At 70.6% G+C, this 14,418-nt stretch carries 13 protein-coding genes and 1 tRNA gene; 10 read left to right on the top strand and 4 right to left on the bottom strand.

Annotation, left to right across the window (positions count from 1 at the left end; translation table 11 throughout):
* Nucleotides 1-70: 70 nt before the first annotated feature.
* Complete coding sequence (locus tag OIC96_RS30315) at nt 71-427, bottom strand: MerR family transcriptional regulator (RefSeq protein WP_330310118.1); 357 nt, start codon at nt 425-427, stop codon at nt 71-73.
* A gap of 210 nt (nt 428-637) precedes the next feature.
* On the opposite strand from OIC96_RS30315, the gene OIC96_RS30310 reads away from it, so the two are divergent.
* Together OIC96_RS30310 and OIC96_RS30305 are read left to right on the top strand one after the other, a co-directional pair.
* Nucleotides 638-1,327 (top strand): bifunctional DNA primase/polymerase, encoded by a 690-nt coding sequence (locus tag OIC96_RS30310; protein WP_330304815.1) that lies wholly within the window; start codon nt 638-640, stop codon nt 1,325-1,327.
* Nucleotides 1,318-1,391: transfer RNA gene (locus tag OIC96_RS30305), tRNA-Lys, on the top strand. Before OIC96_RS30310 ends, OIC96_RS30305 begins: the two co-directional genes overlap by 10 nt.
* A gap of 161 nt (nt 1,392-1,552) precedes the next feature.
* On the opposite strand, the gene OIC96_RS30300 is transcribed toward OIC96_RS30305, so the two are convergent.
* Nucleotides 1,553-3,091: a M6 family metalloprotease domain-containing protein gene (locus tag OIC96_RS30300; protein ID WP_330304816.1), complete on the bottom strand. Its 1,539-nt coding sequence runs from the start codon at nt 3,089-3,091 to the stop codon at nt 1,553-1,555.
* Between the two features lie 353 nt (nt 3,092-3,444).
* Between OIC96_RS30300 and OIC96_RS30295 the strand changes: the two genes are divergently transcribed.
* Nucleotides 3,445-5,415, top strand: a complete 1,971-nt coding sequence (locus OIC96_RS30295; RefSeq protein ID WP_330304817.1) for a putative bifunctional diguanylate cyclase/phosphodiesterase — start codon at nt 3,445-3,447, stop codon at nt 5,413-5,415.
* Between the two features lie 11 nt (nt 5,416-5,426).
* On the opposite strand, the gene OIC96_RS30290 is transcribed toward OIC96_RS30295, so the two are convergent.
* Together OIC96_RS30290 and OIC96_RS30285 are read right to left on the bottom strand one after the other, a co-directional pair.
* Nucleotides 5,427-6,536, bottom strand: coding sequence for an LLM class flavin-dependent oxidoreductase (locus OIC96_RS30290; RefSeq protein ID WP_330304818.1), 1,110 nt, complete (start codon nt 6,534-6,536; stop codon nt 5,427-5,429).
* A 282-nt stretch (nt 6,537-6,818) separates the two neighbouring features.
* The gene (locus OIC96_RS30285) at nt 6,819-7,610 is read right to left on the bottom strand and encodes a maleate cis-trans isomerase family protein (protein WP_330304819.1); all 792 of its coding nucleotides are present in this window, start codon (nt 7,608-7,610) and stop codon (nt 6,819-6,821) included.
* Nucleotides 7,611-7,836: 226 nt separating this feature from the next.
* On the opposite strand from OIC96_RS30285, the gene OIC96_RS30280 reads away from it, so the two are divergent.
* The 7 genes from OIC96_RS30280 (at nt 7,837) to OIC96_RS30250 (ending at nt 14,364) form a co-directional block, all read left to right on the top strand.
* Nucleotides 7,837-8,799, top strand: a complete 963-nt coding sequence (locus OIC96_RS30280; RefSeq protein ID WP_330304820.1) for a D-2-hydroxyacid dehydrogenase — start codon at nt 7,837-7,839, stop codon at nt 8,797-8,799.
* Nucleotides 8,800-8,818: 19 nt separating this feature from the next.
* Entirely contained in the window at nt 8,819-10,228 is a 1,410-nt protein-coding gene (locus tag OIC96_RS30275; protein ID WP_330304821.1) for an amidase, read from the top strand.
* Between the two features lie 103 nt (nt 10,229-10,331).
* Nucleotides 10,332-11,246, top strand: coding sequence for an ectoine/hydroxyectoine ABC transporter substrate-binding protein EhuB (ehuB, locus tag OIC96_RS30270; protein WP_330304822.1), 915 nt, complete (start codon nt 10,332-10,334; stop codon nt 11,244-11,246).
* Entirely contained in the window at nt 11,243-11,971 is a 729-nt protein-coding gene (gene ehuC / locus OIC96_RS30265; RefSeq protein WP_330304823.1) for an ectoine/hydroxyectoine ABC transporter permease subunit EhuC, read from the top strand. Before ehuB ends, ehuC begins: the two co-directional genes overlap by 4 nt.
* Nucleotides 11,968-12,618 carry an ectoine/hydroxyectoine ABC transporter permease subunit EhuD gene (gene ehuD / locus OIC96_RS30260; RefSeq protein WP_330304824.1) on the top strand — a complete coding sequence of 217 codons (651 nt, stop codon included), beginning with the start codon at nt 11,968-11,970 and terminating at the stop codon, nt 12,616-12,618. The genes ehuC and ehuD overlap by 4 nt, the downstream gene beginning before the upstream one ends.
* On the top strand, nt 12,608-13,363 hold the full coding sequence (ehuA, locus tag OIC96_RS30255; protein ID WP_330304825.1) for an ectoine/hydroxyectoine ABC transporter ATP-binding protein EhuA: 756 nt from the start codon (nt 12,608-12,610) through the stop codon (nt 13,361-13,363). The genes ehuD and ehuA overlap by 11 nt, the downstream gene beginning before the upstream one ends.
* Before the next feature lie 242 nt (nt 13,364-13,605).
* Nucleotides 13,606-14,364, top strand: a complete 759-nt coding sequence (locus OIC96_RS30250; RefSeq protein ID WP_330304826.1) for an IclR family transcriptional regulator — start codon at nt 13,606-13,608, stop codon at nt 14,362-14,364.
* The last annotated feature ends 54 nt before the right edge of the window (nt 14,365-14,418 follow it).

Below are 14,418 nucleotides of genomic sequence, written 5' to 3'. Positions count from 1 at the left end.
CGCCCCTAAAAAGGGGCGCGGGGAACTGCGCAATCTTTTAGGCGCGCCCCCACCAGAACGGGCGCACGGCTCAATCCGTCGCCGCGTCGATCACCTCGTCCAGCACCTCCCGCGACCGCACCAGATCCGCGATCGTGCGGTCAATACGGTCACGTTCGGCGGTGAGGTCGGCGACCAGCCGCGGCGTGGCGATCGCGGAGGGGCGGCCGTCGGTGTCGCGCATGCAGGGGAGGAGTCGGGCGATCTTCTTGCTGGAGAGGCCGGCGGCATAGAGCGCCTGGATGCGGATGACGCGGTCCACCGCCCAGTCGCCGTAGTCGCGATGACCACCCGGCGTGCGTTCGGCCCGCAACAGCCCCTGCGTCTCGTAGTAGCGCAACGACCGCTCGCTCACCGCGGTGCGCCGGGCCAGTTCACCGATCCGCATTCCCCACCTCGCCTGCCGGCCACGAGACTTGAAGTACTTGAAGGGCTTGAACGACTGTACGTGGGCGGGCGGCATACGCCCCCCTTGGCCCGAGCGTCACACACCCCCTGGCATATGCCAGCCGGGCAAGATACTCCACCCCACCCCGCCCTGTCTCGATTTCCGGCAACCCTCCGAGACGGAATGGTCACCACCGGTAGATATATCGGCATGAGCAGCACACGGAACCCGGCACGCACCATCCCCCACGGCCCCGGCGCACCGTTGCCCCACCGGTCCGACATCGCGGGAGTCACCTCCGAGGGCGCCACCTGGCTCGCCTCGGCCGGAACCCATCCGCGCAGCACGCTCGCCCTCTGGCAGGAGCGGCCGCACGCCCCGGTCGTACTGCCCTGCGGCAGCACCTTCGACGTCGTCAACGCTCCGGCGATCTTCGGGCGGCGGATGCTCGACCGGCTGTGGGACGAGGGGCCGGGCTCGGGCCCGGTAGCGACCTACCGCGGGCGGATGCTGCTGTTCGCCGCGCCCGGTACGGCTCAGCGGCTGCCGTCGCTCCTGGAGTGGGAGGAATGGGGCTCCCGGGGCGCCGGGGACCAGGAGGCCGCCGGGCACGTGGGGCGGTGCGAGGCGGTTCCGCCGCTGCTCTGTCACGGTACGGGCGACGCGGTCACCGTCCCCGCGCCGATCGCCGACGGCACCGGGCCCAGCGCCGCCGCCCGCCTGGAATCCCGCTGGCTCGTCGCCCCCGACACCCGGCACCCCTGGCTTCCCGGGCCCGAGATCATGCTCTGGGCGGCCGTCCGGGCGGCCCGCGCGGCCGCCTCCGTGGCGGTGCGGATATCGATTTTTCCTCCCGCCGATCAGGATGCTAAGGTCTACGACGTCAGCAGGCGCCGCTAGCTCAGTTGGTTAGAGCAGCTGACTCTTAATCAGCGGGTCCGGGGTTCGAGTCCCTGGCGGCGCACGCTAGCGATGGCGAGGCAAGTTCGCGGAAACGCGAACCGGCCTCGCCATCGTCATTTCCGTGCGGCATCGCTACTTCCGCACGCCATCGTCATTTCCGCACGCCATCGTCATTTCCGCACGGCTTCGCCGCGTGACCGCAGTCGCCAGATACCCCAGGGCTCAGCCTGTCGTGATCTTCACCGTCCACGCCCCGGAAGCCGTGCGGTCGTCCACCTCGATCCGGACGTTCTCGCCGGGCACCGTGTACGTCTCCCCGAGTGCCACGGGCGCGTCCGCGAGTGCCGGGTAGACCGAGCCCTCCCAGCAGGACTCGGAGTGGGGGTGCGCGTCGAGGACCTCGATCGGGCCGCCGCCCGACTCGGCCTCGCTGCGGACGCGGTAGACGAGGATGCCCTGCGTGCACGTCGAGTCGTCGTTGCCCGCCGGGCCGCGCGCCTCGAAGGCGACCACGCTGTCGGGACCGGTACGGACCACCGCCAGCTTGGTGCCCCGCCCAGAACCGAACATCTGTTCACTCGACCCGTACGACGGCACACCACCCGCCACATCCGACACGCCCGAGTCGTATGACCGAACACCCGTGCCACCCGACACGCCCGAGCCGGACGACACGCCCGAGCCAGAAGAGCCGGACGAGCCGGAGGCACCCGCACCGGAGGCTCCCGCACCGGCCGTACCCGTCCCGGAACCGGAACCGCCCTCCCCCGACCCCAGCGGCTCAAGCGTCAGCCGCGTGGCGCCGGCGCCCCGTACGCACGCCACCTGGCGCGGTTCCAGCCAGCCGAGCTTCCACTTGTGCCAGCCGAACAGGTCGGGGGCCAGCCCGAACTGGCTGCCCATGAGGTCCCAGTCGCCGACGTAGGTGTCCCAGTCACCCTTGCCGTCGGAGGGGCGGTGGTAGAGATCGGGCAGGTCGAAGACGTGGCCGGTCTCGTGGGCGAGGACGAGGCGGTCCGGCGGATGCTTCTCGAAGACCGTGACCACGCGGCTGATGTCCTTGCCGTCGGCGCGCAGCGGCGTGTCGAGGTTGACCACCTTCGTGGCGTCCGAGTCGACGCCCGGGGCGTCCGGATCGGCCACGAAGTAGACGATGTCGTAGCGCGAGAAGTCGACCCGCTTGTCGGCGGCGGTGAGCGCGTCGCGCAGATAGGCGGCGCGGCGTTCGGGGTTCCAGTCACGCTGTATGGCGTACGACGTGGAGGTGTGCGGCATCCGGATCCAGTCGTGCTGGGCATGCGGGCGCACCGTGAACTTGCCGTACGAGGCACGCGCGAAGAACTGGCTGGTGGCCGGGAAGTAGTCGGAGGTCAGTTCCGCCGGAGTGGTCCGCGGCGCCGAATCCGGGAAGGACAAGAAGACCAGCACCGCGTCGAGGGGGTGATTGGGGCGCACATAGGCGGAGTTCCAGGTGTCGACGCCCTCCGAGTGGTGTGCGTCGGTCCGTGTGAGGGCACATGAGGCCAAGCGGGGTTCGGCGAGTGCGGGGCCCGGCATCAGGCAGGTCGCGGCGAGCGCGGTCACCGAGGTGAACACGGCCGCGGTGCGGCGCCGGCGCGGCGCCCCGTCACGCGCCAGACCCCGAAAGGCCTCACGCGCCACACCCAACAAAGCCGCACGCGCCACACCCGGCAAAGCCTCACGAGTGCAACCCCGCAGGGCCTCACGGGCGAGACCCCTCAGGGGCAGCGGACGCGGCACGTCGACCTCCGGATGCGGTTTTCAGGACACCGCACTCAGCCTGTGTGAGTTCGTCACGCTTCGCCCTGTTTGTCTGCACCAGAAGAGTGAGGGGCCACGCGGGGCCGACACCCCGAACACTCACGGAACGTCACAGCCGATCGGCGGGGGAGGGAACCCGTCCAGATGCAGGCAGAAACGATCTGTCAGAAGAGGCCGTTGTTCCGGGACACTGGACAGTGGCTGCAACTCCCCGAGGCCACCCTCTATGATCGGCACACTTTCCTGCACGGACACGGCTTGTGCGGCCGTCCATCACCGGCCGACCACCCCGAGAACCCATACGAAGAACGAGTGCACTGCGGGAGCGAGCGGTGAGCGGAACGTCCGAAGGGCCGGTGCCCACGGCAGATCTCGTCCGGTCGGCCGTCACAGAGCGTCACATCGGCACATCTCCTCGTATGTACGCCGGGGCGCCTCCCGGTGTGTCGATCGCCCCAGGGTCATCTCCAGACCCGTACGCCTCTGCCGACACGCCTCCAGAGCCGTACGCCGCAACCGATGTCCCGGCCGGGACGCCACCCGACACGCCCGCATCCGACGGAGCGTCACCCCGTACCTTCCAGGCGGCCTTCGCCACGGCGCCGCTCGCCATGGCGGTCGTCGACCGCGAGGGACTCGTCGTCACCGCCAACGAGTCACTGGGCGCGCTGCTCGGTCCCGGCGCGGACGCGCTGGCCGGGCGGATCGCCGCCGATCTGGTGGACCTGGCCTCCGACGCCCGCACCTGGCACTCGTACCGCGAGGTACTGCGCGGCCGGCAGGCCCGGCTGCGCTGCACCCGCCGCCTCAAGCATCCCGACGGCCACTCGCTCTGGGTCCAGATCACCGTGGCGCCGCTGCCCCCGCAGGAGCAGGCGGTCCTGCTGTCCGTCGCCGACATCAGCGCCCGCCGTGAACTCCAGGCGCGGCTGCGCCACTTGCAGATGCACGACCCGGTGACCCGGCTGCCCAACCGCACCCTGTTCTTCGAGCGCCTCTCGGCCGCCCTGGAGGCGGAGGCGTACGAGGAGGGCGGCACCGGCCGGATCGGGCTCTGCTATCTGGACCTGGACGGCTTCAAGGCGGTCAACGACACGCTCGGCCACCGCGTCGGGGACCGGCTGCTCTCGGCCGTCGCCGAACGCCTGACACGCTGCGCCGACGAGGCGGGTTACGCGAGAGCCGCCACTCCCCTGGTGGCGAGACTCGGCGGCGACGAGTTCGCGCTCCTCGTCGAGGACTCCACGGGGACGGACCAGTTGGCGGACCTCGCCGACTCCGTCCTGAAGGCCCTCCAGGCCCCCTTCGACCTCTCCGGTCAGCGGCTGTCCCTCTCCGCGTCCATCGGGGTCGTCGAGCGGCGCGCCGCCGGAACCAGCGCGACCGGTCTGATGCAGGCCGCAGACACGACGCTGTACTGGGCGAAGGCCGACGGCAAGGGCCGCTGGACCCTCTTCGACCCGGAGCGCAACGCCCACCGCATGACCCGCCAGGCCCTCTCCTCCACCCTCCGCGCGGCCGTCGAGCGCGGCGAGTTCGCGCTGGAGTACCAGCCGTTGGTGGGCATGGAGGACGGCGGGGTGCGCGGGGTCGAAGCCCTCGTCCGCTGGAATCATCCGCAGTTCGGAACGCTGACGCCGAATCGGTTCATCGGATTGGCCGAGGAAGACGGTTCGATCGTGCAGCTCGGCCGCTGGGTGCTGGCCACCGCCTGCCGGCAGGCCCGCAGCTGGCAGCTGGACCACCCGGACGCACCGCCGATCTTCGTCAGTGTGAACGTGGCGGTGCGCCAGGTCTGGGACTCCGACCTGGTGGCCGACGTGGCGGAGATCCTCGCGGAGACCGGCCTCGACCCGCACCTCCTCCAGCTGGAGCTGACGGAGTCGGCGGTGATGGGCTCGGCAGGGCGGCCGCTGCAAGCCCTGCAAGCGCTCAGCGACATGGGCGTACGCATCGCGATCGACGACTTCGGCACCGGTTACTCGAACCTGGCCTACCTCAGCCGTCTCCCGGTCTCCGTCCTGAAGCTGGACGGCTCCTTCGTACGGGGCTTCCAGTACGAGAACGCCGACGGCACGTCCGCCCACCCCAACCCCGCCGACGAGGTCATCGTCGAGGCCCTCATCCAACTCGCCCACCGGCTGGGCCTGACGGTCACCGCCGAGTGTGTGGAGACCGCCTCCCAGGCCTCCCGGCTGCGCGGCATCGGCTGCGACACCGGGCAGGGCTGGCTGTACTCGCGGCCGGTGGCGCCGGATCGTATCTCCGCACTATTGACGGGGCCCGACTGCCATCAGACCTGAGGCTTCCGGGGCTACCGGGCCTCGGTCGTCGGGGCCTTCGGCAACCCGTAGGCGTCCGCGATGAGTTCGTAGGAACGCAGGCGTACGTCGCCGCTGTGGGCGTTGCCCGTGATCATCAACTCGTCGGCGCCGGTGCGCTTCTGCAGGTCGTCGAGGCCGGAGCGGACCTCGTCCGCGGTGCCGTGGATGACGTTGGAGTTCCAGGTGTTGATGAACTCCCGCTCCATGGGGCTGAATTCGTACGCCTCCGCCTCCTCGGGCGTCGGGACGAGACCCGGGCGGCCGGTGCGCAGGCGGACCATGTTCAGGGCGGCGGCCAGGACCTGGCGGCGGGCCTCCTTCTCGTCGTCGGTGGCGAGGGCGGAGACGCCGATGAGGGCGTACGGGGCGGCCAGCACGGCGCTCGGCCGGAAGGACTCGCGGTAGAGGTCCAGCGCCGGGACCGTGTTCTGGGCCGAGAAGTGGTGGGCGAAGGCGAACGGGAGGCCCAGGATTCCGGCGAGGCGGGCACTGAAACCGGAGGAGCCGAGCAGCCAGACCGGGGGCCGGTGCGGGGACTGTACGCCGCCGGGGGAGGTCGACTGGACGGGGCCGGGGACCGCGTGGATGCGGGCGTAGGGGTGACCGTCGGGGAAGTCGTCGTCCAGGAAGCGGGTGAGCTCCGCGAGCTGCTCGGGGAAGTCGTCGGCACCTTCGCCCAGGCGCTCGGTGCGGCGCAGGGCGGCTGCGGTCGCACCGTCCGTGCCCGGGGCTCGGCCCAGGCCCAGGTCGATGCGGCCCGGCGCCATCGCCTCCAGGGTGCCGAACTGCTCCGCGATGACCAGGGGGGCGTGGTTGGGGAGCATGACTCCGCCCGAGCCCAGGCGGATGCGGGTGGTGTGGGCGGCGAGGTGGGCGAGGATCACGGCGGGCGAGGACGATGCCACGCCCGGCATCGAGTGGTGCTCGGCCACCCAGTAGCGGTGGAAGCCGCGGGACTCTGCGAGGCGGGAGAGTTTGACGCTGGTGTGCAGGGCGTCGGTGGCGGTGCGGCCTGCGCCGACTGTGACCAGGTCCAGTACGGAGAGGGGTACCGGCGCGGTGCCCTCCGCCTTGCCTCGGATCTCGTCCGTCTCGCTCACCAGTGCCTCCTGCGGTTTGTGCGTGGCGCGTCCGCGGGGAGAACAGGAGGCAGTCCCCGGTTATTCCCGGGCACCCGGCACAGGGGCTGACCTCGGGGGTTCTTCGCCCCCAGCCCCCCTGGGTCGTTCATCGGCTGCGGGTGGGTGGGGGCTGGGCGCGCAGTTCCCCGCGCCCCTGAACAACCGCCGGCCCGCCCCAGGCGCCTTAAGGGGCGCGGGGAACTGCGCGAGCAACCCCCACCGGCCCGCAGCCGAAACACCACCCCGACCCACCCCCACCGGCTACACCTGCACGAGGGGTTCCTTGGTGAAGAGGGTGCCGAGGCGCGGAGCGTTGACGCGGCGGGCGGAGAGGCGGAGGGCCTCCCAGGCGGTTACCTGGTTGGCGGTGAGGACCGGTTTGGAGAGGGCCTTTTCGAGGGCGGGGAGGTGGGAGACCGTGTGGAGGGCGGTGTCGGGGAGGAGAAGCGCCGCCGCGTCCGGATGGTCGGCCGCCCGGGCCAGGGCGAGGATCTGGTCGTAGCCCCAGCTCGCGACCTCCGCCGCCCCCCTCCCGCCGCCGCCGGCACCACGCACCGACGCCACCTCCACCCCCGCATCCCCCAGAAACGCCGCGAAGAGCCCAGCCACCTCATCCCCATACGTCGCCGCGACCGCGACCCGCCGCGCCCCGATCTCCCGTACCGCGTGCGCGAAACCGAGCGACGTGGAGGAGGCAGGCAGCCCCGCGGCCCGGGCAAGGCCGCGGATCTGCTCGTGGGCGCCCTGCCAGCCGTACACGAAGCTGCCGCTGGTACAGGCCCACACCACCGCTTCGGCACCCGAGAGGCGCAGCTCCTCGACGCCCGCGGCGAGCCGGTCCGCCGAGCCCATCTCGCGGAGCGCGTCCACGCGACGGGCGGCCTTCCCGGGGTCCCCGGCCTCCCCGGTCTCCGTGATCTCGCTGGTCTCCGTGATCTCCGTGATCTCCGTGTGGACGAGGGTCATGCGGATGTCGCTGCCGAGCAGCTGCTCCATGCGCGGGTAGTCGTCCTCGGCCGCGTGACCGGGGTAGAGGAATCCGAGTGCGGTCATGCCCCACCTTCCTGATCTTCCGACAGTACGGGGCCCCGACGAGCCGATTCGTCCAAGAGTGCCGGCGGCGCCGCGTCGGCCGAGTACGTCACCTGGTTGGCCGAGACGGAAAAGGGTGGCAACGGACCGTACGCGGGCCCGTGTTGACGAAGGTAGGTTCGGGTGCGAGCGTGGTCAATCCGCGCATCTCAGACGGCTGGAACTCCCCCCGGCAGAGCGGACCCGCATGGCCAAACGGCTGCCCTCGATGACCACGCTCCTCGTTCTGGACGCCGAGCCTCTCCCCCGCCTCGGCAGCCTCACCGGCCGGGTGCGGATCGAGCACGCCGACGACTCCACGCTGGCCGAGCGGCTGCCGAACGCGGACGTTCTGCTCGTATGGGACTTCACCTCGGGCGCCGTACGCCGTGCCTGGCCCGGCGAGGGTCCGCGGCCGCGCTGGGTGCACACGGCGAGCGCGGGGGTGGACCATCTGATGTGTCCCGAGCTCACCGCGTCCGACACGGTGGTGACCAACGCGCGTGGCGTCTTCGACCAGCCGATCGCGGAGTACGTCGCCGCGCTGGTGCTGTCCATGGCGAAGGATCTGCCGCGGACATGGGATCTCCAGCGCCGCCGCGAGTGGCGGCACCGCGACGCGCAGCGCGTGGCGGGGACCCGGGCGTGCGTGGTCGGTACCGGGCCGGTCGGGCGGGCGATCGTCAGGATGCTCAAGGCGCTCGACGTCACGACGGCCCTGGTGGGGCGCACTGCGCGGACCGGTATCCACGGACCCGAGGAACTGGGCCGGCTGATGGCGCGCGCCGACTGGGTGGTGTCCGCGGCGCCGCTCACCGAGGCCACGCGCGGCATGTTCGACGCGCGGCACTTCGGGATGATGCAGCCGTCGGCGCGCTTCATCAACGTCGGGCGCGGGCAGCTCGTCGTCGAGGACGCGCTCGCCGAGGCGCTGTCGAAGCGGTGGATCGCGGGCGCGGCCCTCGATGTCTTCCAGCACGAACCACTCGGCCCCGACAGCCCGTTGTGGGATGTCCCGGGGCTGATCGTGTCGCCGCACATGAGCGGGGACACGGTCGGCTGGCGGGACGAACTGGGTAAGCAGTTCGTGGAGTTGTACGAGCGCTGGTCGGCGGGGAAGCAGCTCCTGAACGTCGTCGACAAGAAGCGTGGGTACGTACCGGGACGCTGAACTCCCTTTGGAGGGGCCGATGTCGGAACTCACCGAGCTGACCGCGGCGCGACTCGTCGATGGCTATCGCAAGGGCGAGTTCAGCCCCGTGGAGGCGACTCGCGCGGCCCTGGAGCGGGCCGACGCCGTCCAGCCCGCCGTGAACGCGTTCGTACGGCTGGACGCGGAGGAAGCGCTCGCCCAGGCCCAGGAGTCGGCGGAGCGGTGGCGGCGGGGCGAGCCCGCGGGCCTCCTGGACGGCGTCCCGGTCACCGTCAAGGACGTCCTCCTGCTGCGCGGCCGCCCGACGCTGCGCGGCTCCAGGACCGTTGATCCGCAGGGCCGTTGGAACGAGGACGCGCCGTCCGTGGCCCGGCTGCGGGAGCACGGTGCCGTCTTCCTCGGCAAGACGACGACGCCCCAGTTCGGCTGGAAGGGCGTCACGGACTCGGCCCTGACGGGGGTGACCCGCAATCCGTACGACGTCTCGCGCACGTCGGGCGGCTCCAGCGGTGGCAGCGCGGCGGCCGTGGCGCTCGGCGCGGGCCCGCTGTCCCTCGGCACGGACGGCGGCGGGAGTGTCCGCATACCGGCCGCCTTCTGCGGGATCTTCGGGCTGAAGCCGACGTACGGGAGAGTGCCGCTGTATCCCGCGAGCGCCTTCGGGACGCTCACGCACGTGGGCCCGATGGCGCGGGACGCCGCCGACGCCGCGCTGTTGATGGATGTGATCAGCGGCCCCGACGCGCGGGACTGGTCGGCGCTCGGGCCGGTCGGCGGCTCCTTCGTGGGCGCGCTGGAGGGCGGGGTGCGGGGCCTGCGGGTCGCGTACTCGCCCTCGCTGGGCGGGCAGGTCGCGGTCCGCCCCGCCGTCGCGGCGGCCGTACGGCGTGCGGTGGAGCGGCTCGCGGGGCTCGGCGCGTACGTCACCGAGGCCGACCCCGACCTGACCGACCCGTTGGACGCCTTCCACACGCTCTGGTTCGGCGCGGCGGCCCGTCTGACCCAGCCCCTCGGGCCCCACCAGCGGGAGTTGCTCGACCCGGGCCTGCGCGAGATATCCGGCCTCGGCGCGCGCATCAGCGTGCTGGACTATCTCGCCGCGGTGGACGTCCGGATGGGGCTCGGACGGCGGATGGGCCGCTTCCACGAGTCGTACGACATCCTGGTGACGCCGACCCTGCCGCTGACCGCGTTCGAGGCGGGCGCCGAGGTCCCGGCCGGCGCCGGTCACCGGCGCTGGACGGGCTGGACCCCGTTCACGTACCCGTTCAACATGACGCAGCAGCCCGCGGCGACCGTCCCCGTCGGCCTCGCCCCCGACGGCCTCCCCGTGGGCCTCCAGATCGTGGCCGCCCGCCACCGCGACGACCTGGTCCTGCGGACGGCGCACGCCCTGTACGAGGCGGGGGTCGCCGGAATCGATGCCCCCACCAGGGTCAGGGTCTAGGCCCTGCGTTCCAAGGTCCCGCGGGGGTCGATGTGGCCTCGGTGACGGACGGGGCTCAAAATCGATCCGCATACATCACATGGCCCCGGGTAGTCGCGCGGCCATGGCTCCACCACTTGGGAATGGCACAGAGAAACGAGGACCCAGCCGACGGTCGCTGCTCGCGGGTGCATCCGCGTTCGGCATCGTCGGGGCGCTGGGCTCAGCCGGCTGCAGTCGTGTCGCCACGGCGGCCGGCACGGACGGCGGTGATCTCCTCGACCGGCTGAAAGCGCAGGGTGTCGTACGACTGGGTATCGCGGGTGAGGTCCCCTTCGGATACATCGACAGGAACGGCGAACTGACGGGCGAGGCGCCGGAACTCGCGAAGGCCGTCTTCAAGCGGCTGGGGGTCGATCGCGTCCAGCCGGTGCCGACCGAGTTCGGCTCGCTCATACCCGGGCTCAACTCGCAGCAGTTCGACGTCGTGTCCGCCGGGATGTACATCAACCCCGAGCGCTGTGCGCAGGTCATCTTCGCGGATCCGGACTACCGGATGCTCGACGCGTTCATCGTGCGCAAGGGCAACCCGAAGGGGCTGCACAACTACGAGGATGTCGTCCGGAAGAAGGCCAGGTTCGCCACCGGCACCGGATACGCCGAGATCCAGCACGCGGTCGAGGCCGGGTACAAGGAGAGCGACATCCTGATCGTGCCGGATCAGGTGGCCGGGCTGAACGCCGTCGAGGCGGGACGTGTCGACGCCTTCGCGGGGACGGCGCTGACCACGCGTGAGGTGGTCAAGAAGTCCGGCAAGGCCGAGAGTACGAAGCCCTTCACACCGCTGGTGAAGGGCAAGCCGCATGTCGACGGCGGCGGCTTCGCGTTCCGGTCGCCGGAGACGAGGCTGCGGGACGCCTTCAACGTGGAGCTCAGGAAGCTGAAGGACAGCGGCGAGCTGTTCCGCATCCTCCGGCCGTTCGGCTTCACCAAGGCGGAGATGACCGACATGACCGCGAAGGAGCTGTGCCGCGGATGACCTCGGGACTCTGGGAACTCGTACTCAAAGGGATCTGGATCACCGTCCAACTGCTGTTCCTCAGCGCCTTGTTGGCCGGTGCGGCCTCCTTCGCGGCCGGGATCGCGCGCACCTCGCGGTGGTGGATCGTCCGCTTCCTCGCGGGCTTCTACACCGAGGTGTTCCGCGGCACCTCCGCGCTGATCATGATCTTCTGGGTGTACTTCGTGCTGCCGCTCGCCTTCGGCTGGCAGCTCGTCCCGATGTGGGCGGGCACGCTGGCGCTGGGACTGACGTACGGGGCGTACGGCTCCGAGATCGTGCGCGGCGCCCTGAACGCGGTCGACCCGGCGCAGCGTGAGGGCGGGATCGCGCTCGGCTTCACGCCCTGGCAGCGGATGCGGCTGGTCCTGCTGCCGCAGGCGGTGCCCGAGATGATCCCCTCCTTCTGCAACCTGCTGGTCGAGCTGCTCAAGGCCACGGCCCTGGTCTCCGTCATGGGCATGGGCGATCTGTCGTTCAGCGCCAACCTGGTGCGGCTCGCATTGCAGCAGAGCGCGGAGGTCTACACGTACGTCCTGCTGATCTACTTCGTGATCGCCTTCCTGCTCACGCGGCTGATGCGCGGTCTGGAGAAGCGGCTGAAGGCCGAGGCCGGCAAGGACCCCGGGACGGAGACGGCGGCGCGTGAGCTCAAGCGCGCGCAGACGACCGGCGTGGGAGCCGCGAGCGGAGGTGCCTCATGAAGTGGGACTGGAGCACGGTCGGTGATTTCATGCCGTACTTCTGGGACGGGCTGCTGGTCACCTTGCAGGCACTGGCCCTCGGCTCGGTGATCTCCTTCACCCTCGGTCTGGTGTGGGCGCTGCTGATGCGGACGCCGACGCGCTGGGTGCGCTGGCCGGTCGGGGTGGTCACGGAGTTCATCCGCAACACCCCGCTGCTGGTGCAGCTGTTCTTCCTCTTCTATGTGCTGCCCGAGTGGGACATCACGTTCTCCGCGCTGACCACCGGTGTCGTCGCGATCGGGCTGCACTACTCGACGTACACGATGCAGGTCTACCGGGCCGGTATCGAGGCGGTGCCCGCCGGCCAGTGGGAAGCGGCCACGGCGCTCAGCCTGCCCGTGCGGCGCACCTGGACCGCGGTGATCCTGCCGCAGGCGATCCGCCGGGTGGTGCCCCCGCTCGGCAACTACGTCATCTCGATGCTCAAGGACACCCCGATCCTGATGGTGATCACCGTGATGGAGATGCTCGGCGAGGCGCGGCTGTACTCGCAGCAGCACTTCCAGTTCACCGAGCCGCTCACCGTCATCGGCGTGGCCTTCATCCTCATTTCCTATCCGGCTTCCCTGCTTCTGCGAGCCCTGGAGCGACGTCTTGTCCGCTGATACGAAGACCGAAGAGCTGATCCGCTTCGACAAGGTCACCAAGCGCTTCGGGGACAACACCGTCCTCGACGGCCTCGACTTCCGCGTCGACCCCGGAAAGCACGTCACGCTGATCGGCCCGTCCGGCTCCGGCAAGACGACGATCCTGCGGCTGCTGATGACGCTGGCCGAGCCGGACGAGGGCACGATCACGGTCGCCGGGGAGCAGCTCTTCCCGGCGGGCGAGAAGCAGATCCGCGAGGTCCGCAAGAAGATCGGGATGGTCTTCCAGCAGTTCAACCTGTTCCCGAACATGAGCGTGCTCAGGAACATCACCGAGGCGCCGGTCACCGTCCTCGGCCTGTCCAGGGACGAGGCCGAGGCGCGGGCCCGCGAGCTGCTGGACCTGGTCGGTCTCGCGGACAAGTGCGACGAGCGTCCCAGCCGGCTGTCCGGCGGCCAGCAGCAGCGCGTCGCGATCGCCCGCGCGCTGGCGATGCGGCCTCAGGTGCTGCTCCTGGACGAGGTGACGTCCGCGCTCGACCCCGAGCTGGTCGCGGGCGTCCTCGACCTTCTCCGTGACATCGCCCGCACCACGGACATCACGATGCTCTGCGTGACCCACGAGATGAGTTTCGCCCGGGACATCTCGGACCAGGTGCTGATGTTCGATTCCGGCCGCGTCATCGAGTCCGGTCCGCCGGAGAAGATCTTCAGCGATCCGGAGCACGACCGGACCCGGGAATTTCTCGGTGCGGTGCTGTGATGACGGGGAGTGAATGACGGCGGACACGGCAAGGTGCGAGGTCCGGCAATTGGGGCATGCCCAATGTGCCATGACTTTGGCATATGCCAGGGTGGCGCGTTCCTGCTGAGAGGGTTGGAACGCGCCATCAATCTCGTCAACAGACGCTCACAGCAGGCCCTTTGGTGGGTATCGTGGAGGGAGCCCAGCTGTCCGGGCTGTGTCTTGTTTTGAGCCGGGCCCATGAAGCGCAGGGGGAAACCGTGGCGCTGAAGCACGAGCCGACCGCGCCGTACCACTCGGCCCAGGACGCCCTCCGCGTCCTGGAGACAGTGTCGCGGCACTCCACCGGTGTCACCGACGCCGAACTCGCCCGCCAGACCCGCCTCGACACCGAGCGCCTGACCGCAGTGCTGCGGATGCTGCGCCGGGAGGGGTACGTCGAGCAGATCGCCGACGGCGCGTACGTGACCGGCGCCGCCCTCAGCAGGCTCGGCTCCGCGCACGGCCGCGACCAGGCACTGCGCGAAAAGCTCCAGCAGACCATCGACCAGCTGCGCGACTCGGTCGGTGCCGCGATCTACATCAGCCGGTACGTCGACGGTGAGATCCACGTCACCCAGTGCGCCACCGGCCCGGCGACCCCGGCGGTCAACGAGTGGGTCGACTTCCGCTCGTCCGCCCACGCCAGCGCGATCGGCAAGAGCCTTCTCGGCCAGCTCGACCACAACGGCCGCCGCGACCACCTCTCCCGCCACAGGATGGCCCGCCTCACCTCGCGCACCATCACCAACGAGCGGCTCCTCCTGTCCCGCCTCGACTCCCACCCGCCCACCGTGCCCGTGCTGGACCTCCAGGAGTACGCGATCGGCACGGTCTGCGCGGCCGTCCCCATCACGGCGGGCTCCTCCGTCGGCTGCCTGGCCCTCTCCCTCCCGGTCGAGCACGCCCACCGGCTCCGCCAGGCCGCGGACTCGCTGAACCGGGGAGCCGCCCCGGTCCTGCTCTCCCTGGCGATCTAGGAACAGGCCTTTCGGGCCTCTCCCCAGCGCCCCGGGCGGTCACCGGGGCGCCAC

The sequence above is a fragment of the Streptomyces sp. NBC_00775 genome, from assembly GCF_036347135.1.
Lineage (GTDB): Bacteria > Actinomycetota > Actinomycetes > Streptomycetales > Streptomycetaceae > Streptomyces > Streptomyces lutosisoli.
The sequence above is the reverse complement of the archived record's forward strand: the minus strand, read 5'-3'. Positions and strand labels throughout refer to the sequence as shown.

Bases quoted from the DNA above. Each gene is read 5' to 3' on its own strand.
- OIC96_RS30315 (WP_330310118.1), bottom strand. From the start codon at position 427: ATGCGGATCGGTGAACTGGCCCGGCGCACCGCGGTGAGCGAGCGGTCG.
- OIC96_RS30310 (WP_330304815.1), top strand. From the start codon at position 638: ATGAGCAGCACACGGAACCCGGCACGCACCATCCCCCACGGCCCCGGC.
- OIC96_RS30285 (WP_330304819.1), bottom strand. From the start codon at position 7,610: ATGACCGCACTCGGATTCCTCTACCCCGGTCACGCGGCCGAGGACGAC.
- OIC96_RS30280 (WP_330304820.1), top strand. From the start codon at position 7,837: ATGGCCAAACGGCTGCCCTCGATGACCACGCTCCTCGTTCTGGACGCC.
- OIC96_RS30275 (WP_330304821.1), top strand. From the start codon at position 8,819: ATGTCGGAACTCACCGAGCTGACCGCGGCGCGACTCGTCGATGGCTAT.
- ehuB (WP_330304822.1), top strand. From the start codon at position 10,332: ATGGCTCCACCACTTGGGAATGGCACAGAGAAACGAGGACCCAGCCGA.
- ehuC (WP_330304823.1), top strand. From the start codon at position 11,243: ATGACCTCGGGACTCTGGGAACTCGTACTCAAAGGGATCTGGATCACC.
- ehuD (WP_330304824.1), top strand. From the start codon at position 11,968: ATGAAGTGGGACTGGAGCACGGTCGGTGATTTCATGCCGTACTTCTGG.